Source organism: Pseudomonas syringae group sp. J248-6, from assembly GCF_032586995.1.
GTDB classification, from domain to species: domain Bacteria; phylum Pseudomonadota; class Gammaproteobacteria; order Pseudomonadales; family Pseudomonadaceae; genus Aquipseudomonas; species Aquipseudomonas amygdali.
Genome location: NZ_JAWHOP010000006.1, coordinates 225956 through 252093, shown reverse-complemented (window position 1 = coordinate 252093; position 26138 = coordinate 225956). Strand labels below are relative to the sequence as shown.

Genomic DNA, 26138 nt, shown 5'->3' with positions numbered 1-26138 from the left:
GAAGGGTGAATTCATGATTGCATCGACTGGTAAAACCAACCTGCTGGGGCTGACTCAACAGGAAATGGAGAAATTCTTCGACTCTATCGGGGAGAAGCGCTTCCGTGCCGGTCAGGTCATGAAGTGGATTCACCACTTCGGCGTCGACGATTTCGACGCGATGACGAACGTCAGCAAGGCCCTGCGCGAAAAGCTCAAGGCGTGTGCCGAGGTTCGCGGTCCTGAAGTGGTCAGCGAGGACATCTCCAGCGACGGTACCCGTAAATGGGTCGTGCGCGTAGAGTCCGGCAGCTGCGTCGAGACCGTCTATATCCCGCAGGGCAAGCGGGGCACCTTGTGTGTTTCGTCCCAGGCGGGCTGTGCCCTGGATTGCAGTTTCTGCTCCACCGGCAAGCAAGGCTTCAACAGCAACCTCACCGCCGCCGAAGTCATCGGTCAGGTGTGGATTGCCAACAAATCCTTTGGCAGCGTACCGGCGACCGTCGACCGTGCCATCACCAACGTGGTGATGATGGGCATGGGTGAGCCGCTGCTGAACTTCGACAATGTCATTGCTGCCATGCATCTGATGATGGATGACCTGGGCTATGGCATCTCCAAGCGCCGGGTGACGTTGTCCACCTCCGGTGTGGTACCAATGATCGATGAGCTTTCCAAGCATATCGACGTTTCCCTGGCCTTGTCGCTGCACGCACCGAACGATGCGCTGCGTAACCAGCTGGTGCCGATCAACAAGAAATACCCGCTGCAAATGCTCCTTGATTCCTGCCGCCGTTACATGTCCAGTCTGGGCGAAAAGCGTGTGCTCACCATTGAATACACCATGCTCAAGGACATCAACGACAAGGTTGAACACGCCGTCGAGATGATCGAGCTGCTCAAGGACACGCCTTGCAAGATCAACCTGATCCCGTTCAACCCGTTTCCGCACTCCGGTTACGAGCGTCCCAGCAATAACGCGATTCGTCGTTTTCAGGACCTGTTGCATCAGGCTGGTTATAACGTCACTGTGCGCACCACGCGCGGTGAAGACATTGATGCAGCATGCGGCCAACTGGTCGGGCAGGTGATGGACCGTACACGCCGTAGTGAACGCTACATTGCTGTGCGTGAGTTGAGCGCCGAGGCCGAGACGGCCCCGGTTGCGGCGACTCGAACCTGACTGCCAACCTGATCGAGAGAGACTCCATGTCTGTGCGTGCCTCGCTGCTGCTATGTGTTTTCATGCTGCTGACGGCGTGCGTATCCACCGGCAACGTCAACCCGCTGACAACGGCGCAGGGGCGTGAGGAAGCGCGCAGAGCGTACGTGCAGCTCGGGCTGGGTTACTTTCAGCAGGGGCAGACCGAGCGCGCCAAGGTTCCGCTGAAAAAGGCGCTCGAACTGGACAGTTCCGACGCGCAGGCCAATGCCGCGCTGGCGCTGGTGTTCCAGACCGAGATGGAGCCGGAGCTTGCAGAGCAGTACTTTCGCAAGGCGCTGGCCTCCAGTAACAACGAAACACGCATCGTCAATAATTACGGCAGTTTTCTGTTCGAACAAAAGCGTTACAAGGAAGCCTACGAGCGTTTTGAGCAGGCCGCTGCCGACAACCTGTATCCTGAGCGGTCGCGGGTCTTTGAGAGCCTGGGTATGACTTCGCTGAAGCTGGGTAACCGCGATCAGGCCCGTGAGCATTTTACCAAGGCGTTGCGCCTGGACCGTCAGTTGCCAAGGTCGCTGCTGGAAATGGCGCAGATGTCCTACGAAGACAAGCAATATGTGCCGGCGCGTGATTATTACGACCGTTTTAGCCAACTCAGCGAGCAAAATGCACGTAGTCTATTGCTCGGTACACGCCTGGCGAAGATCTATGATGATCGTAACAAGGCGGCCAGTTTTGGTCTGCTGTTGAAAAGACTCTATCCCGGTACGCCGGAATATCAGCAATACCTGTCGGAGCAATGATGAAAGCGGCGCATCCCGAAGTTGTAGCAACCACCCGCGTGAACCCTGGAGAAACCCTGCGCCAGGTCCGCGAGAGCAGGAGCTGGTCGCTGCCAGATGTGGCTTTGAGACTGAACCTCACCGTGACCTCCCTGAGCAATCTGGAGAACGGACATTTTGAAAAGCTGCCTGGGCATACGTTTGCCCGGGGGTATGTACGCGCCTACGCCAAGCTGCTTGACCTCGATCAGGCGGCGCTGGTCGAACAGTTCGACCAGTTCACCGGCACCGATGGCAAGGGCAGTTCGGTCCACGCATTGGGCCGTATCGAAGAGCCGGTCAGGCTGTCACACAACATCCTGCGTATCGTCAGCCTGTTGTTGCTGGTGCTTCTGGTCGGTGGCGGTTTCTTCTGGTGGCAGGATCAGGCTTCTCTGCGTGGCAGGGACCAGTCCGGGCTGAACATGGAGCACGTCGAGGTCGAAAGCGCCGACGGCACCACTCAGATTCACCCGCTGGACGAGCCGGAAGAGCCCGCAGTGGCCGAAACGCCTACTGCCGGACAGACTTCGCTGCCGTTGAACACCGGTGCGCCTGCCAGTGAATCGCCGAGCGCGACGCCTGCTGCTCCTACTGCAGGTGTTACGAGTCATGCGCCTGCGCAGACACCGGCCACCGCTACGCCGCCAGCAAATGCTCCACAAGCGCCTGTTGCTGCGCCGACCGTACCGTCGATGCCGACTGCACCAGCCGAGCAGCCAGCGCCAGTCATGGCCGGGGCCGGTCAGGTTACTGTGCAGTTCGTCGCCGATTGCTGGACCCAGGTTACTGACGGAAACGGCAAGGTGCTGGTCAGCGGCCTCAAGCGCAAGGGCGACAGCCTGGACGTCAGCGGCAAGCCGCCGTTGACCCTGCGTCTGGGCTACGCGCGCGGCGCGCAGGTCAGCTACAACGGTCAGCCTGTAGACGTGGCACCTTTTACCAGCGGCGAAACTGCTCGCCTGAAGCTAGGGCAATAAGTCATGCACGGCGAATCTCCAATCAAGCGTCGCGAATCCCGAAAAATATGGGTCGGTTCCGTACCGGTCGGCGGTGATGCGCCGATTGCCGTGCAGAGCATGACCAACAGCGATACCAACGATGTTGCGGCCACTGTCGCCCAGATCAACCGTCTGGAAGCTGCCGGTGTCGACATCGTGCGTGTTTCTGTACCGGACATGGACGCTGCCGAAGCCTTTGGTCGCATCAAGCAACTGGTCAAAGTGCCATTGGTCGCCGACATCCACTTCGACTATCGCATCGCATTGCGTGTGGCTGAACTGGGTGTCGACTGCCTGCGTATCAATCCGGGCAATATCGGTCGTGAAGACCGGGTGCGGGCCGTGGTCGATGCTGCGCGTGATCGCGGTATTCCGATCCGCATCGGCGTCAACGCCGGGTCGCTGGAAAAAGACCTGCAGAAGAAGTACGGCGAGCCGACGCCAGAGGCGTTGGTGGAGTCTGCGTTGCGCCACGTCGAGCACCTGGAGCGCCTGAACTTTCAGGACTTCAAGGTCAGCGTCAAGGCATCCGATGTGTTCATGGCCGTCGCAGCCTACCGCCTGCTGGCCAAACAGATCGTCCAGCCGCTGCACCTGGGTATCACCGAAGCTGGCGGCTTGCGTTCAGGCACGGTGAAATCGGCTGTCGGTCTTGGAATGCTGCTTGCCGAAGGAATTGGCGATACTATCCGCATCTCGCTGGCTGCTGATCCGGTCGAGGAAGTGAAAGTCGGGTACGACATCCTCAAATCGTTGCGCCTTCGTTCCCGTGGTATCAACTTCATCGCCTGCCCGAGCTGCTCGCGGCAGAACTTCGATGTGGTCAAGACCATGAACGAGCTTGAAGGTCGCCTTGAAGATTTGCTGGTGCCGCTTGATGTCGCAGTGATCGGTTGTGTAGTCAACGGTCCGGGCGAGGCCAAGGAAGCGCATATCGGCCTGACTGGTGGTACGCCGAACCTGATTTACATCGACGGCAAGCCTGCGCAGAAACTGACCAACGACAATCTCGTGGACGAGCTTGAACGCTTGATTCGCGAGAAAGCGGCTGAAAAGGCCGAAGCCGACGCATCTGTCATCGTGCGCGGCTAACCAGGATTGCTAAGGATTTTCTGTGAGTAAGTCTCTACAAGCCATTCGTGGCATGAACGACATCCTGCCCGAGCAGACGCCGCTGTGGCGCCACTTCGAAGGCACCGTTTCACGTCTGCTGGATAACTACGGTTACCGGCAGATTCGTATGCCTATCGTCGAATTCACCGAGCTGTTCAAGCGCTCCATCGGTGAAGTGACCGATATCGTCGAGAAGGAAATGTACACCTTCGCCGATCGCAACGGCGACTCCCTGACCCTGCGTCCGGAAGGTACTGCTGCCTGTGTGCGTGCGGTCCTGGAGCACGGCATCACCGGTGGCGGTCAGGTTCAGAAACTGTGGTACATCGGGCCGATGTTTCGTCACGAGCGTCCACAGAAAGGCCGTTATCGCCAGTTTCACCAGATTGGTGTCGAGGTCTTCAATCTTGACGGTCCGGACATCGATGCCGAACTGATCGTCATGACCTGGCGCCTGTGGGGCATGCTGGGCATTCGCAATGCGGTCAAGCTTGAACTCAACAGCCTGGGCACCAGCGAAGCGCGTGCGCGTTATCGTGATGCGCTGGTCGAGTTTCTGTCGGCACGTCTTGATCAACTCGACGAAGACAGCCAGCGTCGTCTGAAAACCAATCCGCTGCGCGTGCTGGACACCAAACACCCCGAAACCCAGGCTGTGCTGGTCGATGCTCCAAAGCTGGCAGATTATCTGGATGACGAATCCCGCGTTCACTTCGAAGGCCTGAAGGCCCGTCTGGACGCAGCCGGCATTCCTTATGTCATCAACCCGAAGCTGGTTCGCGGGCTGGATTACTACAGCAAGACCGTTTTCGAGTGGGTCACCGACCAATTGGGTGCCCAGGGTACGGTCTGTGCAGGCGGTCGTTATGACGGTCTGGTCGAGCAGATGGGCGGCAAGCCGACTACCGGCGTTGGTTTCGCGATGGGTATCGAGCGTCTGGTTCTGTTGCTTGAAACCCTCGGGCAGGTCCCGGAAGAAATTGCCCGTCAGGTCGATGTTTACCTGTGCGCATTTGGCGAAGCATCTGAGCTGGCTGCGCTGGCTCTCACCGAACAGGTGCGCGATCAGTTGCCGAGCCTGCGTTTGCAGGTCAACGCCGGTGCCGGCAGCTTCAAGAGCCAGTTCAAGAAAGCCGACAAGAGCGGTGCGCTGTATGCGCTGATTCTCGGTGAAGAAGAACTGGCGGCGAAGGTCATTGGCGTCAAACCCCTGCGCGGTCAGGGTGAACAACAAAATATTGCCTGGGACGCTCTGTCAGAGCACCTGGCCTCCTGCGTTGTGCAGGGTTGAAGCTGATTTAACAGCCGTTTAGCGAATAGGAGTATTGGGGTGTCGGGTACCGAAGATGAAGAGCTGGCGGTAATGAAGGACTGGTGGCAGCGTAACGGCAAACCCCTGTTGACCGGTGGTCTGCTCGCGTTGGTCGTGGTCTTGGGTTGGCAGTTCTGGCACAGGTATCAGGCCAGCCAGTCGCAAGGCGCCTCGATGCTTTATCAGCAATTGCTGGAAACCGCGCTGACGCCCAGTGGCCAGGCAGACACCGCACGTGTCGCCGAGATATCCGGCAAACTGAAAAGCGAATTCGGTGGCACTACCTATGCACAGTTCGGTAGCCTGTTCGTCGCCAAGGTGGCGGTCGATGCCGGCAAGCTGGACGATGCTGCAGCCGAGCTGAAAACCGTGGCCGACAAGCCTGCCAATGACACGCTGGGCGAGATTGCCCGTCAGCGTCTGGCACGCGTGCTGGCTGCGCAGAACAAGACCGATGACGCGCTGAAGCTGCTCGACGGCGATGCCGACAAGGCTTTCCTCGCCAGTCGTGAAGAACTCAAGGGTGACCTGCTGGTACAGCTGGGTCGTACCGACGAGGCGTATGCTGCATACCAAAAGGCCAAATCCGCTCTGTCCGAAGACGCAGCAGTGGGTGGCCTGCAAATGAAGCTCGACGATCTGGCGAAAGGGGATGCGTGACGTGATTCGTTGGAAACATGCAGCATTGCTGGCTCTGGCCATTCTGGCCGCGGGTTGCAGCAGCAACAGCAAAAAGGAATTGCCTCCGGCCGAGCTGACCGACTTCAAAGAAGAAGTGGTTCTGCACAAGCAATGGAGCCGTTCCGTCGGCGACGGTCAGGGCAAGACGTACAACATGCTCGTGCCAGCCATCGATGGCGACCGCATCTATGCGGCTGACGTCACTGGCGAAGTCGTATCGCTGGATCGTCTGACCGGTGATGTGATCTGGAAGAAAGATCTCGATCTGCCGGTTTCCGGTGCAGTCGGCGTGGGCTATAGCCTGGTGATGATCGGTACCCTCAAGGGTGAAGTCATTGCCATGGACGCCACCTCCGGTGAGGAAAAGTGGCGCGCTCGCGTGACCAGCGAAGTGCTGGCTCCGCCTGCCACCAACGGTTCTGTGGTAGTGGTTCAGACTCAGGATGACCGCATCGTCGGTTTCGACGCTTCTACCGGTTCCCAGCTCTGGATTTACGAAAGTACTCCAGCGGTGCTGACCCTGCGCGGTACCGGTGCTCCACTTGCAACCAATCGTCTTGCTGTGGCGGGTCTGTCAACCGGTAAGGTCGTCGCGCTGGACATTACCAACGGCGTGCCTGTCTGGGAGCAGCGTGTTGCCATCCCGCAAGGTCGCTCGGAACTGGATCGTGTTGTGGATATCGACGGCGGCCTGTTGCTGTCCGGCGGTACACTGTACGTCGCTACCTATCAGGGTCGCGTCGCCGGTCTGGACCTGGAAAGCGGTCGTGTGCTCTGGCAGCGTGATGCTTCGAGCTACTCGGGCGTTGCCCAGGGCTTTGGCAGCGTTTACGCAACCCTGGCCTCCGGCACTGTCGAAGGTATCGACGAGCGTTCGTCCTCTGCACTGTGGAGCAACGAATCACTGGCTCGCCGCCAGCTCGGCGCGCCGGAAGTGTATTCCAGCTATGTAGCGGTCGGTGACATGGAAGGCTACCTGCACCTGTTGAGCCAGGTGGACGGTCGTTTTGTCGGTCGCGAACGTATCGACAGCGACGGCCTGCGTGCTCGTCCGCTGGTGGTTGGGGACATGATTTACGTGTATGGCAACAGCGGCAAACTGGAAGCCCTGACCATCAAGCAATAAGTGTCCATGCCCGGGGCCAATGGCCTCGGGTGCCCTTGCTTCGGCAAGGCTGCGGTGCCTTTGTGGCATCGCCCCGAACTCCGGCCGCTGCCCTGCAGCGGCTTTTGTATTTTCTGAAATAACGAAGTGGAGAGCCGCATGGTTCCCGTAATCGCCCTGGTGGGTCGACCGAACGTCGGCAAGTCCACCATGTTCAACCGCCTGACCAGGACTCGCGACGCTATTGTCGGTGATCTGTCCGGTCTTACCCGTGATCGCCAATACGGAGAGGCGAAGTGGCAAGGGCGCTCCTATATTCTGATCGACACCGGCGGTATCTCCGGTGACGAGCATGGCATGGACGAAAAGATGGCCGAGCAGTCGCTGCTGGCCATTGAAGAAGCCGATGTGGTGCTGTTTCTGGTGGACGCCCGTGCAGGCTATACCGCTGCTGATCAGATGATTGGTGAGCACCTGCGCAAACGTAACAAGCGTTCCTACGTGGTTGCCAACAAGATCGACAACATCGACGAAAACCTGGCACGTGCCGAGTTCAGCCCGATGGGTCTGGGCGACGCCATTCCGGTGGCTGGTGCCCATGGTCGTGGCATCTCGCAGATGCTCGAAATCGCCCTGCGGGAGTTCCCCAAGGACGAAGACGAGCTGGAAGAGGGCGAGGAGGTCGAGGAAGTTGCCGAAGGTCAGGAAGCCAAGCGCATTCCTGGTCCGAGCGAAAAAGACGGCATCAAGATCGCCATCATCGGGCGTCCCAATGTCGGCAAGTCGACGCTGGTCAACCGTATGCTGGGTGAAGACCGGGTTATCGTCTATGACGAGCCAGGCACCACGCGCGACAGTATCTACATTCCCTTCGAGCGTAATGAAGAGAAGTACACGCTGATCGACACTGCCGGTGTGCGTAAGCGCGGCAAGATCCACGAGGAAGTTGAAAAGTTCTCGGTGGTCAAAACGCTGCAGGCCATCAAGGACGCCAACGTGGTGATCTTTGTCATGGACGCCCGCGAAGGTGTGGTCGACCACGACCTGAACCTGCTGGGCTTCGCCCTTGAAGCGGGTCGTGCGCTGGTTATCGCGCTGAACAAGTGGGATGGCATGACGCCGGGTGAACGTGATTTTGTGAAGATCGAACTGGAACGCCGGTTGTTCTTCGTCGACTTCGCAGACATCCACTTCATCTCTGCGATGCACGGCACGGGCGTGGGTAACCTGTATCAGTCGGTGCAGAACTCATTCAAGTCTGCCGTAACGCGCTGGCCAACCAGCCGTCTGACCCAGATTCTGGAAGATGCGGTCAGTGAGCACGCGCCACCTATGGTCGGCAGCCGCCGTATCAAGTTGCGTTACGCTCACTTGGGCGGCGCCAACCCGCCGCTGATCGTGATCCACGGCAACCAGGTCGAAAAAGTACCGAAGTCCTATGTCCGGTATCTGGAAAACACCTATCGCCGCGTGCTCAAGCTGGTCGGTACGCCGATCCGCATCGAGTTCAAGGGTGGCGAGAACCCGTACGAAGGTAACAAGAACACGCTGACCGACCGTCAGGTCAACAAGAAGCGCCGGATGATGTCGCACCACAAGAAAGCCGATAAGAAGCGCCGCGACAAGCGCTGAGTCGGCATCTGGAAAAAGGCGCTTCGGCGCCTTTTTTTGTGCCTGTTTAATGGGCTATCCTGCCTGACCCGTGCCACCCGGTGCCGGGAGATTGCAGGGAAAGGGTTCCATGATCGACAGCAAGTTGCACAACGTGGGCACCACTATCTTTACCGTCATGTCACAGCTGGCCGCCGAAACCGGCGCTATCAACCTGTCCCAGGGTTTTCCCGATTTCGATGGGCCGCAGGCGCTGCGCGATGCGGTCTGTCGGCATGTCACTCAAGGTCATAACCAATACTCACCGATGACCGGGCTGCCGGCACTTCGTCAGCAGGTCGCGGCAAAGATCGCCCGCAGCTATGGCCGTACGGTCAATCCGGACAGCGAGATCACCATCACACCGGGTGCCACGCAGGCGATTTTCTGCGCGATCCATAGCGTTATTCGCGCTGGCGACGAAGTGATTATTTTCGACCCTTGCTATGACAGCTACGAGCCCGCTGTCGAGTTGGCCGGTGGGCGCTGCGTCCATGTGCAACTGGGGCTGGATGACTTCTCCATCGACTGGCAAAAGCTCAGCGATGCACTGAGCCCGCGTACGCGCATGATTGTCATCAACAGCCCGCACAACCCCAGCGGTGCCCTGATCAGTCGCTCCGAGCTTGATCGACTGGCTGCGCTGATTGCCGATCGTGATATCTACCTGCTCAGCGATGAAGTCTACGAACATCTTGTGTTCGATGGCGCGCGCCATGTCAGCGTGCTTGATCACGAAGCACTGTACCAGCGCGCCTTCGTCGTCAGCTCGTTCGGCAAGACTTATCACGTTACCGGCTGGAAAACCGGCTACGTGGTCGCGCCAGCCGCGCTGACATCCGAGTTGCGCAAGGTGCATCAGTACGTGAGTTTCTGTGGCGTGACGCCATTGCAGTACGCGCTGGCCGATTTCATGGCCGAGCACCCGGAGCATGTCGACGAGCTGCCAGGTTTCTACCAGGCCAAGCGCGACTTTTTCTGTGGTCATCTGGCTGAATCGCGTTTCAGCTTCCAGCCTGTTGGCGGTACTTATTTCCAGTTGGTCGATTACTCGCAGATACGGCCTGACCTGAATGACGTGGACATGGCGCTGTGGATGACCCGTGAACACGGTGTGGCGAGCATTCCGATTTCTGTGTTCTACCAGAGCCCTCCAGCAGGCCAGCGTCTGATCCGCCTGTGCTTCGCCAAGCAAGAGGACACGTTGCGTCAGGCGGCGGAGAAACTATGCGCGATATAAGCGAACTGCCAAACCTGAATCTTGCGCTGATTCAAACGACTCTGGCATGGCATGATCGCGAGGCCAACCTGGAGCATTTCGAACACTTGCTGGGCCAGGCGCATGGCGCTGATCTGGTGATCCTGCCTGAAATGTTCACTACCGGGTTCTCGATGGAGTCCGAGGCCCTGGCTGAGCCTGAAGCGGGGCCTACATCGACCTGGCTGTTGGCGCAGGCTAAGCGGATCAATGCGGTGGTGACCGGCAGCGTCATCATTCGCGCTGCCGATGGCAGTTATCGCAACCGTCTGCTGTGGGCGCGACCGGATGGCGAGTTGCTGCATTACGACAAGCGTCACTTGTTTCGTATGGCGGGTGAACACGAACACTACACGCCGGGCGAGCGTCAGGTGATGTTCGAGCTCAATGGATGGCGTATTCGCCCGCTGATTTGTTACGACCTGCGCTTCCCGGTCTGGAGCCGTGATGCCGAGAGCACCGACCTGTTGCTGTACACCGCCAACTGGCCAGGCGCGCGACGTCTGCACTGGAACCGCCTGCTGCCCGCCAGGGCCATTGAAAACCTGTGCTATGTTGCCGCGGTAAATCGGGTGGGGTCGGACGGGAAGGGCTTTGCGTACACCGGTGACAGTCAGGTTCTGGATTTTCAAGGCGAGAGCCTGTTGGGCGCAGGCGAAGCGGATGGAGTGTTCAGTGCGACGTTAAGCGCGGCAGACTTGCAAGCCTATCGCACACGCTTTCCGGCCGGCCTGGACGCTGACTCTTTTAATATTCAATAAAATTACTTCAGAATGTTACGAGTTGGCCGATAGCGTGTGCAGACACCTAGGAGACCGCCATGATTACCATCAATACGTCCACATTGAACAGCTATTCAAGCCCGTTGACCCTAGCGGTTAAATCTACCGACGCAGAGGCAATCAAGTCTGCAACTACCACGACTGAAACCGAGAAGACCTCTGACCAGGCCTCCACCGAAGGTGGCAAGGCTGGTGCAGCGGGTGATGGGGGCAGCGTTGGTGGCTCCAGCAAATCGGCTCTTAATCAGACGATCGAACAGATAAAGCAGCAGATCAAGGACGCCCAGAAGCAACTGGCTCAACAGCAGGCGCAATTGGCTGCCGCTCAAAGCGGTAATGGCACAGCGGAAGAAAAGGCCCAGAAAGCCATGGCGATTCAGGGCCAGATTGCGTCCACCAGCGCTAACCTGCAGACGCTGCAAGCATCCTTGCTGCAGCTGGAGACTGAAGGTGGCGTCAACACCACTGCCTGATGTCCTGACGCGGATGATGATCTGGACTATCGTGCCGATGCTCGGCGCCGGCATGCAGTTCTGGACGCTCTGCGTCCGATCCTGAATGTGCGGTGCGGCGTGGATTTATGACGCAGAGCGTCATGAACGGCATTCCCACGCTGGAGCGTGCGGAACGATAACCTCAACTATCGTGCGACGCTCTGCATCGTATGCAGTTCTGGGCGCTCTGCGGCCTCTTGCGACGCAGAGCGTCGAGAACTGCGTTCCCACGCTGGAGCGTGCGGAACGATGACCTCAACTATCGTGCGACGCTCTGCGTCGCATGCAGTTCTGGACGCTCTGCGTCCGATTTTGAGTGTGCGGTTTGGCGCAGATCTGTGACGCAGAGCGCCACAGTATCCAGAGCCCTTACTCGTTCACATTCATGAACTTGCGTGCCCACTCTACGTAGTCTTCAGGCTGCGTATAGGTGTGGGTCAATTCGGTAGCGCTCATGTTCGACTCGCTGCCCAGAATCTGGCGTTGTTCGCGCAAGCAGTCGTAGGTGGCTTTGATCGCGGCAAAGTACGCGGCGTGGCCATGTACGCAGACTCTCACGCCCATCTCGGCAAGACGCGCATTGTCGTGCAGCTCAGGGTTGCCGTAAGTCACCAGCATCAGCGGTACGGTCACGCCTTCGGATATCTGCGCCAGGTGATCAAAGTCACGAATGCCGACGATGGTAATGCCGTCAGCCCCGGCAGCCTGATACTGCTGAACCCGACTGATGGCTTCCTGAACCGGGATGATCGCTGCGTTGGTACGAGCGAAAATCGACATCTCCGGATCGACACGCGCTTCCAGTGCTGCGCGGATCTTGCCAACGCCTTCAGCCGTGGAAATCAGGTCAGTGGATTTGCGCCCGAACTGCGCAGGCAGCAGGGTATCTTCAATCGTCAATGCCGAGATGCCGGCACGTTCCAGTTCAACAACGGTGCGCATGACGTTAAGGGCATTGCCATAACCATGGTCTGCGTCCGCGATAACCGGAAGCTGCGCAACGCGGCCGATGCGCGTGGCCTGTTCAACGAACTCGCTGAGGGTGATCAGTGCGAAGTCAGGTGCTGCGAGTACTTGCAGCGATGCGACAGAGCCGCCGAGGATGCCTACTTCAAAGCCCAGGTCCGCTGCGATTCGCGCTGACATGGGGTCGAATACCGAGGCGGTGTGAAAGCATGAATTCGACGAGGTGAGCGCACGGAAACTGCGGCGCAAATCTTGATGGGAAGCCTTGGGCATAATCGCTCCAAATGTGATTGGATCAGCTCAGCGTACCGAGGCCGATAGTAATTTCAATGCACGGTGGGTCTGCCCGAGCATTCTTTTCGTCCGGAAATCAATGCAATAGTCGTCTTGGTTTTATAGGAAAGATGTAGCTGGCAGGTAAGTCCGAGCAGGCATCGTCAGCATATGAATTGCTGTTTGATTGGGCGCGCTCTGGAGTAAGGGCAGCATGCTACCACAGCATAAATGAAAAGATTATGCCGAAACAGGCAGGGTCATGCGCGGAATGCAAGAGGCTGGTGCAGTGTGAGGCGGGGAGGGAAGAGGGCGATGCGGATGACGGACCTGCGTCCGTCATCCGGCTATCGAATCAGGCTGCCTTGGCCTGGGTCTGGCTCAGCGAGCGGTTCAGTGCGCTGAACAATGCCCGGAAGCTGGCGGTGGTAATGTTTTCATCAATACCCACGCCATGAACGGCACGCTCGCCATTCACGCGCAGCTCGATGTAGGCGGCCGCCTTGGCCGTGGTGCCCGAGCCAATGGCGTGCTCGTTGTAGTCCATGATCTCCACAGCAACTGGCAGACCGGCGACCAGCGCTTCCAGAGCACCTTTGCCCTTGCCGCGCCAATGCTGGGTTTCACCGTCCACATGCACTTCGGCATCGACCGCACTGTTGCCGTTCTCTTCCTGCAACTTGTGGCTGATCAGCGCGTAAGGTGTGTTGGCTTGCAGGTATTCACGGCGCAGCAGCGAATGAATCTGCTGAGCGGTCATCTCCAAGCCCAGACGATCGGTTTCACCCTGAACCACCTGGCTGAACTCGATCTGCATGCGGCGTGGCAGGGAAATGCCATATTCCTGTTCCAGCAGGTAAGTGATGCCGCCTTTGCCTGACTGGCTGTTGACGCGAATCACCGCCTCGTAGCTACGGCCAATGTCGGCCGGGTCAATCGGCAGGTAAGGCACTTCCCACAACTCGCCGTCCTTCTGCTGGGTGAAACCCTTGCGGATGGCGTCCTGGTGCGAACCGGAGAACGCGGTGTGTACCAGGTCGCCAACGTACGGGTGACGTGGGTGCACCGGGATCTGGTTGCACTCTTCGACGACCTTGCGCACACCGTCGATATCCGAGAAGTCCAGCTCCGGGTCGATGCCCTGGGTGTAAAGGTTCAGGGCCACGGTGACCAGATCGACGTTGCCGGTCCGCTCGCCGTTACCGAACAGGCAGCCTTCGACGCGATCCGCACCGGCCATCAGGCCCAGCTCGGTAGCAGCGACACCTGTACCACGGTCGTTATGGGTGTGCAGGCTGATCAGCACGCTGTCGCGGCGGGTGATGTTGCGGCCGAACCATTCGATCTGGTCAGCGTAAATGTTGGGTGTCGCCACTTCCACGGTAGCCGGGAGGTTGAGGATCACCTTGTTCTCGGGCGTCGGGTTCCACACCTCGATCACGGCATCGCAGACTTCCTTGGCGAATTCCAGCTCGGTCGCGCTGAAGGTTTCCGGCGAGTACTCGAAGGTCCACTGTGTTTCAGGCTGTTGTTCAGCGTATTTGACGAACAGCTTGGCCGCATTGACCGCGATTTCTTTCACCCCGGCCTTGTCCTGATTGAAGACGATGCGGCGGAACGACGGGCTGGTCGCGTTATACAGGTGGACGATGGCCTTTTTCGCGCCACGCAGCGATTCGAAGGTGCGAGCGATCAGGTCTTCGCGAGCCTGGGTCAGTACCTGGATGGTGGTGTCATCCGGGATATGGCCGTCTTCGATCAGGGTACGCACGAAGTCGAAGTCAGTCTGCGAAGCCGATGGAAAGGATGCCTCGATTTCCTTGACGCCAACACTGACCAGGGTTTTCCAGAAGCGCAGTTTCTTGGCCGCGTCCATTGGTTCGATCAACGACTGGTTGCCGTCGCGCAGGTCGGAGCTGCACCAGATCGGCGCTGCATCGATGGTCTTCGAAGGCCAGGTGCGGTCAGGCAGATCGATGGTCGGGAATGCGCGGTACTTCTTCGATGGGTCTTTGAGCATGGTCATCAGGAAATCCTTTTGTATTCACGGGGCCGGGGTTGGGCGGCCTGCCGTTCTGGATAGATAGCACAGGGAATTGCGAACACAGGGACGAGGCACAGCATGCTAGCCAGGCAGTCGGGCGCTGACCAGGCTGAGGCACCGATGTTGGCGCAACAGAATAAGGGTTTGAGAGGTTTTCATGAGGCCAACCGTAACCATTGGCATGGATGATGGCAAGCACTTGAAAAAGATTAGGATAAATTCTCGAAAATACGCTTTTATCGATTTTTTATAGCGGTTTCTGAGCGTTTATTTGCTGGTTGTTGTTGGCCGAAAGCGATGTGCGCAAGTGAGGGCTTGTGTGAGCGAGCGCCGTAACGCTCACTCACCAACAGGCTTACGGCTGAAAAGCGCCGATGAAGATCGCCGGGTCCACGCGCGCATCGTTGAGGCTGACGTTCCAGTGCATGTGCGGGCCGGTTGCGCGACCGGTAGCACCGACCTTGCCGACCACGCCGCCACGAGGGACCAGATCACCTACTTTCACATCGATTTTCGACATGTGGCAAAACATGCTGATGAAGCCTTGGCCGTGGTCAACGAATACAGTGTTGCCATTGAAAAAGTAATTACCGGTCAGGATCACCTTGCCCGCAGCCGGAGATTTGATCGGCGTGCCGGCCGGTACAGCGAAATCCAGCCCTGAGTGCGGGTTGCGCTCTTCGCCGTTGAAGAACCGGCGTACGCCAAACTTGCTCGATAGCGGGCCGTTGACTGGCTTGTCCAGAATCAGGTTGCTCGGCGTTCCGGGGCTGAAGCTGCGGTAGGCGCGTAGCTGTTCAGCCAGTTCGCCCTCGATACGCTTGTTGTCTTCAGGGTTTGGGTTCACCTGACGTTTGTTCTTGAGCGTGATGTGCTGTTCCGGGTATTTCTTGCTGCCGACGGTGAAGTTGAGCGTGCGCCCGCCGGACGTGACTTGCTGAGTGCCGGGTTTGACGGTCAACGGAATGCCCACGATGGCAAGCCAGCGCGTGCCCTGTTCCTTGACCACCAGCACCGGTTTGCCTTGATAGGTGGCGGTCGGAGCCTGAGCGCCGGTGCCCAGATCGATAACCGCCACACCGCCGGGTACAGGCTTGTCGAGTGCGCGGGTAATGAAGCTGTCAGCGTGAGCGGGAAGACAGAGCAGCAGGGCGAACAGCGGGGCAATAAAACGTAGCATCAGGCAGTCAGTCCAGAAGGGAAAGGGTCACAGGCGTGAGGTGATTGTCTTCGACGCGCACTTGCAGTTCGCCTTCGCCGAGCCTGGCGGTGAGTCGCTGGCCCGTTCGGGTTTGTGCGGCATTACGGATCGCATGGCCCCGCTCGTCGAGCAGGATGCTGTAACCGCGTCCCAGTGTGGCGAGCGGGCTGACCACGTTGAGGGTCTGCACCTGACTTTGCAGTTGCAGCTTGCGTGCCTTGATCTGTTCGCGAATGGCTCTCGGCAGACGCTCGGCCAATGCATCCAGACGCTGACGCAGAAAACCCAGGGTTCGGCCCGGATGCTGTGCAGCGAGACGGCTCTGCATGTGGGCGAGACGCACCTGACGTTGGTGCATGTTCTGTTCGAAAGCGCGGCGCAGGCGCATGTCCAGGTCGTCCAGCCGTTGCGACTGCTGACGCAAGCGCTCGCCAGGATGACGCAGACGCCGCGAAATGCCCTCAAGACGCAAGCGCTCGCGCATCAGTCGATCCTGCATACGGCTCACCAGTCGGCGGTGCAGGCTGTCGACGCGTCGATGCAGGTCACTGGAGTCCGGGGCGAGCAGTTCGGCGGCAGCGGAGGGCGTCGGTGCGCGCACATCGGCCACGAAATCACTGATGGACACATCGGTTTCATGGCCAACGGCGCTGACAATCGGCGTCACGCAAGCATCGATGGCGCGGGCGACGGCTTCTTCGTTGAAGCACCACAGGTCCTCCAGCGATCCACCGCCACGGGCGAGTATCAGTGCATCGAAGCCTCTGCTGTCGGCCAGTTTCAGCGCGCGGACAATCTGGTTGATCGCCTCACGCCCCTGAACAGCGGTGGGGATCAATGTCAGTTCGACCCTCGGTGCGCGGCGGCGGAACACACTAATGATGTCGCGGATTACCGCGCCGGTCGGTGAGCTGATGATGCCGATACGTTGCGGATGCAACGGCAAGGCAACCTTGCGCTCGGCGCTGAACAGGCCTTCGTCGCTGAGCTTGGCTTTCAGCGCATCGAATGCCAAGCGCAAAGCGCCATCACCGGCGGGTTCGACGGTGTCGAGAATCAGCTGGTAGTCGCCACGGCCTTCAAACAGCGACACCTTGCCGCGCACCTTGACCTGCAAACCGTCCTTGAGCGCCTGACGCACACGCGCCGCGCTCTGCCGGAACAGTGCGCAACGCACCTGCGCGCCAGAGTCCTTCAGCGTGAAGTACACGTGCCCCGAAGCCGGACGCGAGAGATTGGATATCTCGCCTTCGACCCAGATACTGCTGAACACGTCCTCCAGCAACACCCGCGCACGGCCGTTGAGCTGGCTGACAGTAAGGACTTCCCGGTCGAGGCCGAGTCTTGCGAAAGGGTCTTTGATCATGTCGGGCATCATAATGGCAATGCCGGTCTGGCGCACAGGTCCGTATCGCCACTTCGATCAGGATTTCACCTTGACCAGAATCATCAGCCTATTAAGCTGCGGCCTCGAACAGCTTTAAGCGACGCTCCGTTATGAACACCCAAAGCATCATCGTCCCGCAAATTTCTACCTTTCCCGGGCACGAGGCCAGGGCGCGGCTGATTCTGCGCTGGCTGGTCAAGCTCGACGTAGTCGAGCCGGAGCTGACAACATGCGGGCGCACCTATAACAAGATGGCCTATGCCGTGGCACCCGGAGCGAGAAGGGTAGTAAAGCACCCCGATGCCTTGCCTTTCGGGCAAACAGTCAATGGTCTGGAAATTGTCACCAAGCGCTGCATCTACACCCCGCTGAATGACTTCGCCGAAGAAGCCGGTTGCCCGGAGTGCCGCCGCGAAGTGGGGGAGGCGCTTTTCGACAGCCTGGAAGACTGGATGCCCGGTCACACCGATAATTTCACCTGCCCAGAATGCCGCCACGAAGATGACATCAACGGCTTTCTTTTTCTCGACGCCTGCGGGTTTTCCAACCTCGGTTTCATCTTCAACAACTGGCTGGATGCGTCGTTCACGCAGACCTTTCTGGATGACTTCGCCGAACGTCTGGATCGCCCGGTCTCCTGCGTTAATGTGCGTCTATAAACAGCTTTGATAATAGGCTGAGGTTTACATTGAGCCGGGCGGGGTCTGTGGGTATAATGGCGCGCTTCCAATTTCCCGCCCGGGAGCCCCCGCGATGCTGCGTATCAGTCAAGAAGCCCTTACATTCGACGACATTCTCCTTGTGCCCGGTTATTCCGAGGTACTTCCCAACGAAGTCAGTCTGAAAACCCGTTTGACCCGTGGCATCGAGCTGAATATACCTTTGGTCTCTGCTGCAATGGATACAGTCACCGAGGCCCGTCTGGCAATTGCCATGGCCCAGGAAGGCGGTATCGGTATCATCCACAAGAACATGACCATCGAGCAGCAAGCTGCCGAAGTGCGCAAGGTCAAGAAGTTCGAGGCCGGTGTCGTCAAGGACCCGATCACGATCGAAGCCGACGCCACTGTTCGTGATCTGTTCGAACTCACCCGCATGCACAACATTTCCGGCGTACCCGTGCTTCACAATGGCGACCTGGTCGGCATCGTGACGTCCCGCGACGTACGCTTCGAAAACCGTCTTGATGTCCCTGTCCGCGAAGTGATGACGCCTAAAGAACGTCTGGTCACCGTGCGTGAAGGCGCCGACAAGAACGAAGTGCGTGAGCTGCTGCACAAACACCGTCTGGAAAAAGTCCTGATCGTGGATGCCAATTTCGCGCTCAAGGGCATGATGACCGTCAAGGACATCGAAAAAGCCAAGGCGTACCCGCTGGCCAGCAAGGACGATCAGGCTCGCCTGCGCGTCGGCGCTGCTGTCGGCACCGGCAAGGACACTGGCGAGCGCGTCACTGCGCTGGTCGCTGCCGGCGTTGACGTTGTCGTGGTCGACACCGCTCACGGCCATTCCAAAGGCGTGATCGACCGCGTTCGCTGGGTCAAGGAAAACTTCCCTCAGGTGCAGGTCATCGGCGGCAACATCGCCACTGGCGAAGCTGCGAAGGCTCTGGTTGCTGCAGGTGCCGATGCAGTCAAGGTCGGTATCGGCCCAGGCTCCATCTGCACCACGCGCATCGTTGCCGGTGTCGGCGTGCCGCAGATCAGCGCCATCGCCAACGTCTCCGCTGCCCTTGAAGGCACGGGCGTGCCGATGATCGCCGATGGCGGCATCCGCTTCTCCGGTGACCTGTCCAAGGCCATCGTGGCCGGTGCCTCCTGCGTGATGATGGGTTCGATGTTCGCCGGTACTGAAGAAGCGCCAGGCGAGATTGAACTGTTTCAGGGCCGTTCCTACAAGGCCTATCGCGGCATGGGTTCGCTGGGTGCAATGTCCCAGGCGCAAGGCTCGTCCGATCGCTACTTCCAGGACTCGTCCGCAGGTGCCGAGAAACTGGTGCCGGAAGGTATCGAAGGCCGTGTGGCCTACAAAGGTCCATTGTCGGCCATCATCCATCAGTTGATGGGCGGTCTGCGTTCCTCCATGGGTTACACCGGCAGTGCCGACATCGAGCAGATGCGCACCAAGCCCGAGTTTGTGCGCATTACCGGCGCAGGCATGGCTGAGTCCCACGTCCATGACGTGCAGATCACCAAGGAAGCGCCGAACTATCGCGTTGGTTGATCCGGACTGCATCGTGGTGTGCGCCGCGATGCAGGCCAACACTTTTTATAGCCGGGGCTGTTGACGCAGCCCCGTGTCGTTTCTGTTTTTTGACGAGAATGAGTCATGGCCCTCGACATTCACGCCCACCGTATCCTGATCCTCGACTTCGGTTCCCAGTACACCCAGCTGATCGCCCGCCGCGTGCGTGAAATCGGCGTGTATTGCGAGCTGCATCCGTTTGACATGGACGACGAAGCGATTCGCGAATTCGCTCCAAAAGGCGTGATCCTCGCCGGCGGCCCCGAGTCCGTACACGAAGCCAACAGCCCACGCTGCCCGCAAGCGGTATTTGACCTGGGTGTGCCGGTGTTCGGTATCTGCTACGGCATGCAGACCATGGCCGAGCAGTTGGGCGGCAAGGTTGCCGGTTCCGAGCTGCGCGAGTTCGGCTACGCTCGCGTTGACGTAGTCGGCAAAAGCCGTCTGCTCGATGGTATCGAAGACCATATCGACGCCGACGGCCTGTTTGGCCTCGACGTATGGATGAGTCACGGTGACAAGGTCACCAAACTGCCGGAAGACTTCCACATTCTGGCCAGTACCCCGAGCTGCCCGATTGCCGGTATGGCTGACGACGCTCGCGGTTACTACGGCGTGCAGTTCCACCCGGAAGTGACCCACACCAAGCAGGGCGGTCGCATCCTGTCGCGCTTCATCCTCGACATCTGCGGCTGTGAAGCGCTGTGGACCCCTTCGAAGATTGCTGAAGACGCTATCGCTCAGGTTCGCGCTCAGGTCGGTACTGACAATGTATTGCTGGGCCTGTCCGGCGGCGTTGACTCCTCCGTGGTCGCGGCGCTGTTGCACAAGGCTATTGGCGATCAACTGACCTGCGTATTCGTCGACAACGGTCTGCTGCGTCTGCACGAAGGCGAGCAAGTAATGGCCATGTTCGCCGAGAACATGGGCGTCAAGGTGATCCGCGCCAACGCCGAAGAGCAGTTCCTGAACAACCTGGCAGGCGAGAGCGATCCAGAGAAGAAGCGCAAGATCATCGGCCGCACCTTCATCGACGTGTTCGATGCCGAGTCCTGCAAGCTGGACAACATCAAGTACCTGGCGCAAGGCACCATCTACCCGGACGTCATCGAGTCCGCTGGCGCGAAAAGCGGCAAGGCCCACGTCATCAAGTCGCACCACAACGTGGGCGGCCTGCCGGAAGAAATGAACCTCAAGCTCGTCGAGCCACTGCGCGAACTGTTCAAGGACGAAGTCCGCCGCCTGGGCCTCGAACTTGGCCTGCCCTACGACATGGTCTACCGCCACCCATTCCCCGGCCCAGGCCTGGGCGTGCGCATCCTCGGCGAAGTGAAGAAGGAATACGCCGACCTCCTGCGTCGTGCCGACCACATCTTCATCGAAGAACTGCGCAAGGCCGACTGGTACCACAAGGTCAGCCAGGCGTTTGTAGTGTTCCAGCCGGTCAAATCGGTTGGCGTCGTCGGTGACGGCCGCCGTTATGCCTGGGTTGTCGCATTGCGTGCGGTGGAAACCATCGACTTCATGACCGCTCGCTGGGCGCACCTGCCTTATGAGCTGCTGGAGACGGTGAGTGGCCGGATCATCAACGAAATCGAAGGGATTTCGCGGGTGACTTACGATGTGTCGAGCAAGCCGCCGGCTACTATTGAGTGGGAGTGATCGGACGTCCGGCATTGTCCGGCACGATCTAGCAAGAAATGCCCTGAAGCCCGCGTAATTGCGGGCTTTTGGTTTGGATATTGTAGGTGCGCTGTGAAGCTATGGCGGGGGGGGCTAGAGTTGTAACGACCTCGAGATGCTGGGTTGACAACACCTCGTTACCCGGTATCCTTCATGGAGCCCGAATCTGGCGCCATTTTCTGGATACATTATGAACCTTGCTTCCGAATACCGCACAAGCCTTCGTCTCACACAGTTACAACACGAGACGATTGGCAGCTTTTGTCAGGTGGACGGAGGCAGGATTAGCATGAGTACATGGATTGCACGAGCAATCGACGAAAAGATTCAGCGTGATACGCAACTGGCTCAGGATCGGCCAGCGCTGAATGTACGCCAAGGTCGCCGTTTCTACGAGTTCTTTGCAGGTGGAGGAATGGCTCGAGCTGGTTTGGGGGATGGCTGGGACTGCCTGTTCGCCAACGATTTCGATCCGATGAAAGGGCGCGCCTACCGCGATAACTGGGGCGGTGGCTTAGATTTGATGGTGGAGGATATTAACAAACTCACGACAGAACAGTTGCCCGATCAGGCCGATTTGGTCTGGGCTTCGTTTCCGTGCCAGGACCTTTCTCTGGCCGGCGTATACAAGGGGATCGGGCGCGAACATGATCAGCAGCAGACCCGTTCGGGTACCTTTTGGGCTTTTTGGCGACTTATGCGTAGCCTCATGAGTGAGGCGCGTGCTCCCAAGACCATCGTGCTTGAAAATGTTTGCGGCATATTGACCTCCAATGAAGGTGGGGATTTCTCTGCCGTTTGCTCGGCGTTGTCTGATTTGGGCTACAGGTTTGGTGCCTTGGTGATTGATGCCCGTCATTTTGTCCCGCAGTCGCGTCCACGGGTTTTTATCGTTGGGGTGCATGCCGATGTGGCAATTGCGCCTGCTCTACTATCTCCGGTTCCTCTTGATACGTGGCATCCAGAGCGGATGTTAAAAGCTTATGCCGGTCTCTCTGAGAGTGCTAAAAATGCTTGGTTGTGGTGGCGTCTACCTATCCCTGAGGCGCGGATCACTACCTTTGCTGAGCTGATTGAGGAGTATCCAGAGGGAATGAGCTGGGATAGTGATGAGAAAACCGCACAGCTTCTGGCCATGATGAGCACGGCCAATCTTGAAAAGGTGCGCGCGGCTCAGCAGTTAGGCCGGCGTATGGTAGGAGGGTTATATAAGCGCACCCGCGTCGATGAACAGGGCAATAAGATTCAGCGCGCCGAAGTGCGCTTTGACGACTTAGCTGGCTGTTTGCGCACTCCTGCCGGGGGGTCGAGCCGTCAGGTGATCCTTGTGGTCGAGGGTGAGGCGATTCGCTCACGCTTGCTGTCGCCTCGTGAGGCGGCGCGGTTGATGGGGCTGGATGATACGTATAAGTTGCCCAGTCGATACAATGATGCCTACCACGTGGTAGGCGACGGCGTGGCGGTTCCGGTAGTGCGCCATTTGGCGCAGTTTATCTTGGAACCCATTTTGTCTGAGGTCGGCGGTGGTGTTTTTCATCAGGCCCAGCAGAGCGCCTAATTCAGAGTATCAGTCCCTATCGTTTCCATCTTCGGGCAGGTTTTCGGCGTAGCCGAGCAGGGTGCGATGGTACTTCTGTAGGCGTCCAAAATGTGCGTCCATAGCTCGAGCGATTTGCGCTGAGTTCTTCACTGTCAGGAAATGATCAACTAACTGTGCGTAATGATTTGCCTGGCGAGGCAATCGTTGATTTGGATCTCTGCGCTTGTTAATTTCATCTGGCGGCATGACCTGAACAACTAGCGCAGGATTTGGCGCACTTCCGTAGTTTATCGAGGGTGGAACAGTGCCATTCATCAGCGGGAACTGGATGTTAAATATGTGGAATAACTGCGCTTCCAGCGTATTGATATCCTCTGCGTAAGCTACGGGGTATGCCCAGACGTAGGCAATTTCCCACACGTCGATCTGTCTGTTGGCAATGATATCTGAACGAGCCGAAGTGAGGTGCCTAGCAACTCTACTACGAATCCCATCCTTCGATTGACCGACGTAAATGGGGATATTGTCTAAATCACATAGCACATAGACGCCGATGGCGGTGGGCAGTTGCTTGACGGCTAGTTTTCTGAATGCAAAATCTGTCATTTCTATCCATTGAGTCAGTGTGCTTGGAGCGTCCAGAGTTCATCTGAACACCTATTTCGTTTAAAGAGTGAAGCTGCTCCAGATAAGCAAGGGGATGTGCATTTCGCCCGCTAAACCATATTAATCAGCAGAAAACACCATGGTATTTAAATTTTCAAAAACTTTTGCATCTATCGCAGAGTACGTTCACAGCGAGTCGTCGCGAGATAGCCCTTTTTAAGGATAAGGATAATTTCTAGGCTTTTACAGAGGGGTGTGTAAAAAAACTCTGGTCTTTGCCTGGCGTCAGTAATGCGCTGGTTGCAGTAGGTGAGTCGAAAGGCGGGTTGGCAGGTGCGGTGAAAGTCGGCGCAGGTGCAGCAGTCGAGACAGGGATTACGGCTCTGAAGGCGCTACCGCTGTGATCAAGCATGGACGCATCAATCCTGCTTCGGTCGCTTTTCAAGCTGCAGGGGAGGTAATGTCCGAGTCTCGTGCCGCGCCGGATTCATTGAGTACTATTGCGGGCCTGTTGTGGCACCAGAAGCTCTTTTTATCACCCTGCAAGCTTTGGTAAAAAGGGCATCCTGCGCGATGCGGAAGATAAAGCTCGCCACGAGCCGTTTAAAATAATACTTCGGAACTGCCTCGTCCGCATTTTACGAGCAAAACGATAACACCAAGGCACATACGAGCTCGTAAAAGTCTGGTAAACCTAATCCAGGATCTGCCAGTACCCACTAACCCCAAACCGCGGCGACTCCACTCATGTTCAAACGCATTCTGTCCGCTCTCAGCGGCAAGAAATCTCAAGCTTCAACAGATAACGCGCCTGCTGATACGACGTCGCCAGAAGCCCACGACGGCGAGTTGATCACTGCCTACGACAGTTACGGACGCGAGATAAAGATCACTCGGGCCGAGTGGCGCGAGAAGGTGTTCCTGCCCAATCTGAAGCAGCAGTGGGGCGATGCTGACGAGCTCTACAATCTCATTGTTTCGGGCCTGAACGATGGATTTGCGACTGACCTAATGCCAGCAGCCGAACGACTGGTCGAGATCGACGCTAATCCCGAGCGCAGTCATGTGGTGAACGGTATCGTGCTGATGCACAACGCTCAGCTTGATGCTGCTGAAGCCACCCTGCGGGCCGGGATGGCGAAAGTCGGTGTGTCGGGAATCATTCTGACCAATCTGGCCAAGGTGTTTGCCGAGCGTGGTGAGCAATCAGTTGCAGAGGCAACGCTTTGGCAGGCGGTTGAGGCCGATCCGAATCAGGAAAATGGCCTGTTGTGGTGGCTGAGCATTCAGCAGGAGCGGGGCGGCGAGGCGGCCTATCTCGCTGCTCTTCACACAGTAGCGGCGTTGCCGGGCAGTTGGCGTGCGCAGCTGTGGATGGCGCGGCATTACCTCCAACAGCAGAACGTCGAGCAGGCGCGCGTGCTGTATGAAGAAGTGTTGGCAGGTGGCCAGTTCGACCGAAGCGCGCTGCAGATGATCTCGGGGGATCTGGGCAACAATGGCCACATTCCGCTGATCGTCGAGCTTGTCGGGCCTGCTTATGATGAGCACAAACATGATTCGACGGCAGGTCTCAACTTGCTGCGTGCCTATCAGGAACTGGGCAGGGTGGATGAAGGCGAGGCGTTGCTTACGCGCTTGTATGCCCTCGGCTTTGCGCCAATCAAAAGTCACCTTGACCAGTTTGCGCACGCTTTCGAGGACGTGCGCAGGCAGGAAGACAAAGGCATTCCGATTGATCCTGCCAGCGTGGCGATCAATACCGTGGCGTTGACCAAGCCGGTCTGGCACTACGGTTTGCGCAATGCTGACTGGCTCTTCGCGCAAAAACCGGAAGGTGCGCCAGAAATCTGTTTCTTCGCCTTGTCCAAAATCATGGAGAAAGCAGAGCCCGCCGAATCGCAGCGCGAGGATGATGTCGGGCGCTATACGCGTGCCATCCCTCTTTACATGGCTGAGTCGGTTCACTACTGGAATGACTATGCAGCCAATTTTTATGTCCAGGTCGCGGAGGGTGCGGGGCCGGTCGTATCGGGGGTTGAGGTCGACGGCAACACACTGTTCGATATCGTCCCGCCAACGACGAAGTATTTCGTGACGGGCGAGGTGGGTTGTTCGGGTGAGGGCGATCAGGCCCAGTGGCGGATTTCACTAAGCTTATGGAATTGCACGACCCGCACCCGGCAAACCGTTGAAAACGGTAGTGCAGGCAAGGCGGAACTTGGCGCGCTGGTACTTGATCTTCAGCAGCGCTTGCTGGCCGGCATCGGACTCAAGCGTGAGCAGCCTCTGGATGTGTTTTACCGGCAGCCTGACGCTGAGATCTTGCCGGTGTATCTGACCCAGTTGGGCCAATCATTCATGCTGACGTTGCTTGCGAACGACCATTTACCCAAGTCGTCGATGTGGGGCGAACGCGCCATGCTCGAATGGCCCCTGAATATGGCGCTCCAGTGGCCTGAGATAGAAACCGCAAAACTGATGTACCTCTCCGGGTTGGGGAAGGCTTTCGATTACAAGTCGGATACAGTGGCCGAGCACAAGCAACGAAGCCTGCAAGTGCTGAGCGAGCTGGAGCGGGCGAACAGCCCGGCATCGCGCCTCGCACCGCTGATATGGAAAGGGTTTGGCATGCAGGCAGAGTTACAGGATTACCGCGCCAATGTACCGCTTGATGCAGAGCCTGCGTATATCGAATGGCTTGAGCGGGTTAGTCAGTCGTAGCGCGGTTGATTAATGCAAAAAGCCGGAGCGGGCGTCACTGTCTTGCCCGGCTTTTTTACGCCTCAACTTCAGTTCGTGGTATCCACCCTTATCTTTACGCAAATGCAGG

Annotated in this window: 21 protein-coding genes; 16 read left to right on the top strand and 5 right to left on the bottom strand. The window is 58.1% G+C overall.

The window, feature by feature from the left end; genetic code table 11:
- The first annotated feature begins 13 nt into the window (after window positions 1-13).
- The 11 genes from rlmN (at window position 14) to RYC17_RS10985 (ending at window position 11340) form a co-directional block, all read left to right on the top strand.
- Window positions 14-1162 carry a 23S rRNA (adenine(2503)-C(2))-methyltransferase RlmN gene (gene rlmN, locus RYC17_RS11035; protein ID WP_002552483.1) on the top strand — a complete coding sequence of 383 codons (1149 nt, stop codon included), beginning with the start codon at window positions 14-16 and terminating at the stop codon, window positions 1160-1162.
- Window positions 1163-1188: 26 nt separating this feature from the next.
- On the top strand, window positions 1189-1947 hold the full coding sequence (gene pilW, locus RYC17_RS11030) for a type IV pilus biogenesis/stability protein PilW (RefSeq protein WP_058399608.1): 759 nt from the start codon (window positions 1189-1191) through the stop codon (window positions 1945-1947).
- Window positions 1947-2945, top strand: coding sequence for a helix-turn-helix domain-containing protein (locus RYC17_RS11025; RefSeq protein WP_010201603.1), 999 nt, complete (start codon window positions 1947-1949; stop codon window positions 2943-2945). Before pilW ends, RYC17_RS11025 begins: the two co-directional genes overlap by 1 nt.
- A gap of 3 nt (window positions 2946-2948) precedes the next feature.
- Window positions 2949-4058 carry a flavodoxin-dependent (E)-4-hydroxy-3-methylbut-2-enyl-diphosphate synthase gene (ispG, locus tag RYC17_RS11020; RefSeq protein ID WP_004656273.1) on the top strand — a complete coding sequence of 370 codons (1110 nt, stop codon included), beginning with the start codon at window positions 2949-2951 and terminating at the stop codon, window positions 4056-4058.
- 22 nt (window positions 4059-4080) lie between these two features.
- Window positions 4081-5370: a histidine--tRNA ligase gene (gene hisS / locus RYC17_RS11015; protein WP_058407384.1), complete on the top strand. Its 1290-nt coding sequence runs from the start codon at window positions 4081-4083 to the stop codon at window positions 5368-5370.
- A 39-nt stretch (window positions 5371-5409) separates the two neighbouring features.
- Complete coding sequence (locus RYC17_RS11010; protein ID WP_002552488.1) at window positions 5410-6051, top strand: YfgM family protein; 642 nt, start codon at window positions 5410-5412, stop codon at window positions 6049-6051.
- Window positions 6044-7198: an outer membrane protein assembly factor BamB gene (bamB, locus tag RYC17_RS11005; protein WP_316903057.1), complete on the top strand. Its 1155-nt coding sequence runs from the start codon at window positions 6044-6046 to the stop codon at window positions 7196-7198. The genes RYC17_RS11010 and bamB overlap by 8 nt, the downstream gene beginning before the upstream one ends.
- A 138-nt stretch (window positions 7199-7336) precedes the next feature.
- Complete coding sequence (der, locus tag RYC17_RS11000) at window positions 7337-8809, top strand: ribosome biogenesis GTPase Der (RefSeq protein WP_004666071.1); 1473 nt, start codon at window positions 7337-7339, stop codon at window positions 8807-8809.
- Between the two features lie 109 nt (window positions 8810-8918).
- A complete protein-coding gene (locus RYC17_RS10995; protein WP_316903055.1) occupies window positions 8919-10067 on the top strand; it encodes a pyridoxal phosphate-dependent aminotransferase in 1149 nt (382 codons plus the stop codon).
- Complete coding sequence (locus tag RYC17_RS10990; RefSeq protein WP_316903053.1) at window positions 10055-10846, top strand: amidohydrolase; 792 nt, start codon at window positions 10055-10057, stop codon at window positions 10844-10846. The genes RYC17_RS10995 and RYC17_RS10990 overlap by 13 nt, the downstream gene beginning before the upstream one ends.
- A gap of 59 nt (window positions 10847-10905) precedes the next feature.
- The gene (locus tag RYC17_RS10985; RefSeq protein ID WP_058399612.1) at window positions 10906-11340 is read left to right on the top strand and encodes a hypothetical protein; all 435 of its coding nucleotides are present in this window, start codon (window positions 10906-10908) and stop codon (window positions 11338-11340) included.
- A 390-nt stretch (window positions 11341-11730) separates the two neighbouring features.
- Here RYC17_RS10985 and RYC17_RS10980 read toward each other — a convergent pair whose 3' ends face one another.
- The 4 genes from RYC17_RS10980 to xseA all read right to left on the bottom strand — a co-directional run bounded on the left by RYC17_RS10980 (window position 11731) and on the right by xseA (window position 17211).
- Window positions 11731-12600: an oxaloacetate decarboxylase gene (locus tag RYC17_RS10980; RefSeq protein WP_002552494.1), complete on the bottom strand. Its 870-nt coding sequence runs from the start codon at window positions 12598-12600 to the stop codon at window positions 11731-11733.
- 355 nt (window positions 12601-12955) lie between these two features.
- The gene (gene leuA / locus RYC17_RS10975) at window positions 12956-14626 is read right to left on the bottom strand and encodes a 2-isopropylmalate synthase (RefSeq protein ID WP_316903050.1); all 1671 of its coding nucleotides are present in this window, start codon (window positions 14624-14626) and stop codon (window positions 12956-12958) included.
- A 373-nt stretch (window positions 14627-14999) separates the two neighbouring features.
- On the bottom strand, window positions 15000-15824 hold the full coding sequence (locus RYC17_RS10970) for a M23 family metallopeptidase (RefSeq protein WP_003409128.1): 825 nt from the start codon (window positions 15822-15824) through the stop codon (window positions 15000-15002).
- A gap of 7 nt (window positions 15825-15831) precedes the next feature.
- Window positions 15832-17211: an exodeoxyribonuclease VII large subunit gene (xseA, locus tag RYC17_RS10965; RefSeq protein ID WP_005743365.1), complete on the bottom strand. Its 1380-nt coding sequence runs from the start codon at window positions 17209-17211 to the stop codon at window positions 15832-15834.
- Window positions 17212-17342: 131 nt separating this feature from the next.
- On the opposite strand from xseA, the gene RYC17_RS10960 reads away from it, so the two are divergent.
- The 4 genes from RYC17_RS10960 to RYC17_RS10945 all read left to right on the top strand — a co-directional run bounded on the left by RYC17_RS10960 (window position 17343) and on the right by RYC17_RS10945 (window position 22717).
- A complete protein-coding gene (locus RYC17_RS10960) occupies window positions 17343-17891 on the top strand; it encodes a hypothetical protein (RefSeq protein WP_005778322.1) in 549 nt (182 codons plus the stop codon).
- 94 nt (window positions 17892-17985) lie between these two features.
- Entirely contained in the window at window positions 17986-19455 is a 1470-nt protein-coding gene (gene guaB, locus RYC17_RS10955; RefSeq protein WP_004666065.1) for an IMP dehydrogenase, read from the top strand.
- A gap of 105 nt (window positions 19456-19560) precedes the next feature.
- A complete protein-coding gene (gene guaA / locus RYC17_RS10950) occupies window positions 19561-21138 on the top strand; it encodes a glutamine-hydrolyzing GMP synthase (RefSeq protein ID WP_058399614.1) in 1578 nt (525 codons plus the stop codon).
- A 310-nt stretch (window positions 21139-21448) separates the two neighbouring features.
- The gene (locus RYC17_RS10945) at window positions 21449-22717 is read left to right on the top strand and encodes a DNA cytosine methyltransferase (RefSeq protein ID WP_219171081.1); all 1269 of its coding nucleotides are present in this window, start codon (window positions 21449-21451) and stop codon (window positions 22715-22717) included.
- A 9-nt stretch (window positions 22718-22726) separates the two neighbouring features.
- On the opposite strand, the gene RYC17_RS10940 is transcribed toward RYC17_RS10945, so the two are convergent.
- Window positions 22727-23305, bottom strand: coding sequence for a GIY-YIG nuclease family protein (locus RYC17_RS10940; RefSeq protein ID WP_005743367.1), 579 nt, complete (start codon window positions 23303-23305; stop codon window positions 22727-22729).
- 747 nt (window positions 23306-24052) lie between these two features.
- Between RYC17_RS10940 and RYC17_RS10935 the strand changes: the two genes are divergently transcribed.
- The gene (locus tag RYC17_RS10935) at window positions 24053-26029 is read left to right on the top strand and encodes a tetratricopeptide repeat protein (protein WP_219171082.1); all 1977 of its coding nucleotides are present in this window, start codon (window positions 24053-24055) and stop codon (window positions 26027-26029) included.
- Window positions 26030-26138: the final 109 nt, after the last annotated feature.

Bases quoted from the DNA above. Each gene is read 5' to 3' on its own strand.
- rlmN (WP_002552483.1), top strand. From the start codon at position 14: ATGATTGCATCGACTGGTAAAACCAACCTGCTGGGGCTGACTCAACAG.
- pilW (WP_058399608.1), top strand. From the start codon at position 1,189: ATGTCTGTGCGTGCCTCGCTGCTGCTATGTGTTTTCATGCTGCTGACG.
- RYC17_RS11025 (WP_010201603.1), top strand. From the start codon at position 1,947: ATGAAAGCGGCGCATCCCGAAGTTGTAGCAACCACCCGCGTGAACCCT.
- ispG (WP_004656273.1), top strand. From the start codon at position 2,949: ATGCACGGCGAATCTCCAATCAAGCGTCGCGAATCCCGAAAAATATGG.
- bamB (WP_316903057.1), top strand. From the start codon at position 6,044: ATGCGTGACGTGATTCGTTGGAAACATGCAGCATTGCTGGCTCTGGCC.
- der (WP_004666071.1), top strand. From the start codon at position 7,337: ATGGTTCCCGTAATCGCCCTGGTGGGTCGACCGAACGTCGGCAAGTCC.
- RYC17_RS10995 (WP_316903055.1), top strand. From the start codon at position 8,919: ATGATCGACAGCAAGTTGCACAACGTGGGCACCACTATCTTTACCGTC.
- RYC17_RS10990 (WP_316903053.1), top strand. From the start codon at position 10,055: ATGCGCGATATAAGCGAACTGCCAAACCTGAATCTTGCGCTGATTCAA.
- RYC17_RS10985 (WP_058399612.1), top strand. From the start codon at position 10,906: ATGATTACCATCAATACGTCCACATTGAACAGCTATTCAAGCCCGTTG.
- RYC17_RS10980 (WP_002552494.1), bottom strand. From the start codon at position 12,600: ATGCCCAAGGCTTCCCATCAAGATTTGCGCCGCAGTTTCCGTGCGCTC.
- leuA (WP_316903050.1), bottom strand. From the start codon at position 14,626: ATGACCATGCTCAAAGACCCATCGAAGAAGTACCGCGCATTCCCGACC.
- RYC17_RS10970 (WP_003409128.1), bottom strand. From the start codon at position 15,824: ATGCTACGTTTTATTGCCCCGCTGTTCGCCCTGCTGCTCTGTCTTCCC.
- xseA (WP_005743365.1), bottom strand. From the start codon at position 17,211: ATGATCAAAGACCCTTTCGCAAGACTCGGCCTCGACCGGGAAGTCCTT.
- RYC17_RS10960 (WP_005778322.1), top strand. From the start codon at position 17,343: ATGAACACCCAAAGCATCATCGTCCCGCAAATTTCTACCTTTCCCGGG.
- guaB (WP_004666065.1), top strand. From the start codon at position 17,986: ATGCTGCGTATCAGTCAAGAAGCCCTTACATTCGACGACATTCTCCTT.
- guaA (WP_058399614.1), top strand. From the start codon at position 19,561: ATGGCCCTCGACATTCACGCCCACCGTATCCTGATCCTCGACTTCGGT.
- RYC17_RS10945 (WP_219171081.1), top strand. From the start codon at position 21,449: ATGAGTACATGGATTGCACGAGCAATCGACGAAAAGATTCAGCGTGAT.
- RYC17_RS10940 (WP_005743367.1), bottom strand. From the start codon at position 23,305: ATGACAGATTTTGCATTCAGAAAACTAGCCGTCAAGCAACTGCCCACC.
- RYC17_RS10935 (WP_219171082.1), top strand. From the start codon at position 24,053: ATGTTCAAACGCATTCTGTCCGCTCTCAGCGGCAAGAAATCTCAAGCT.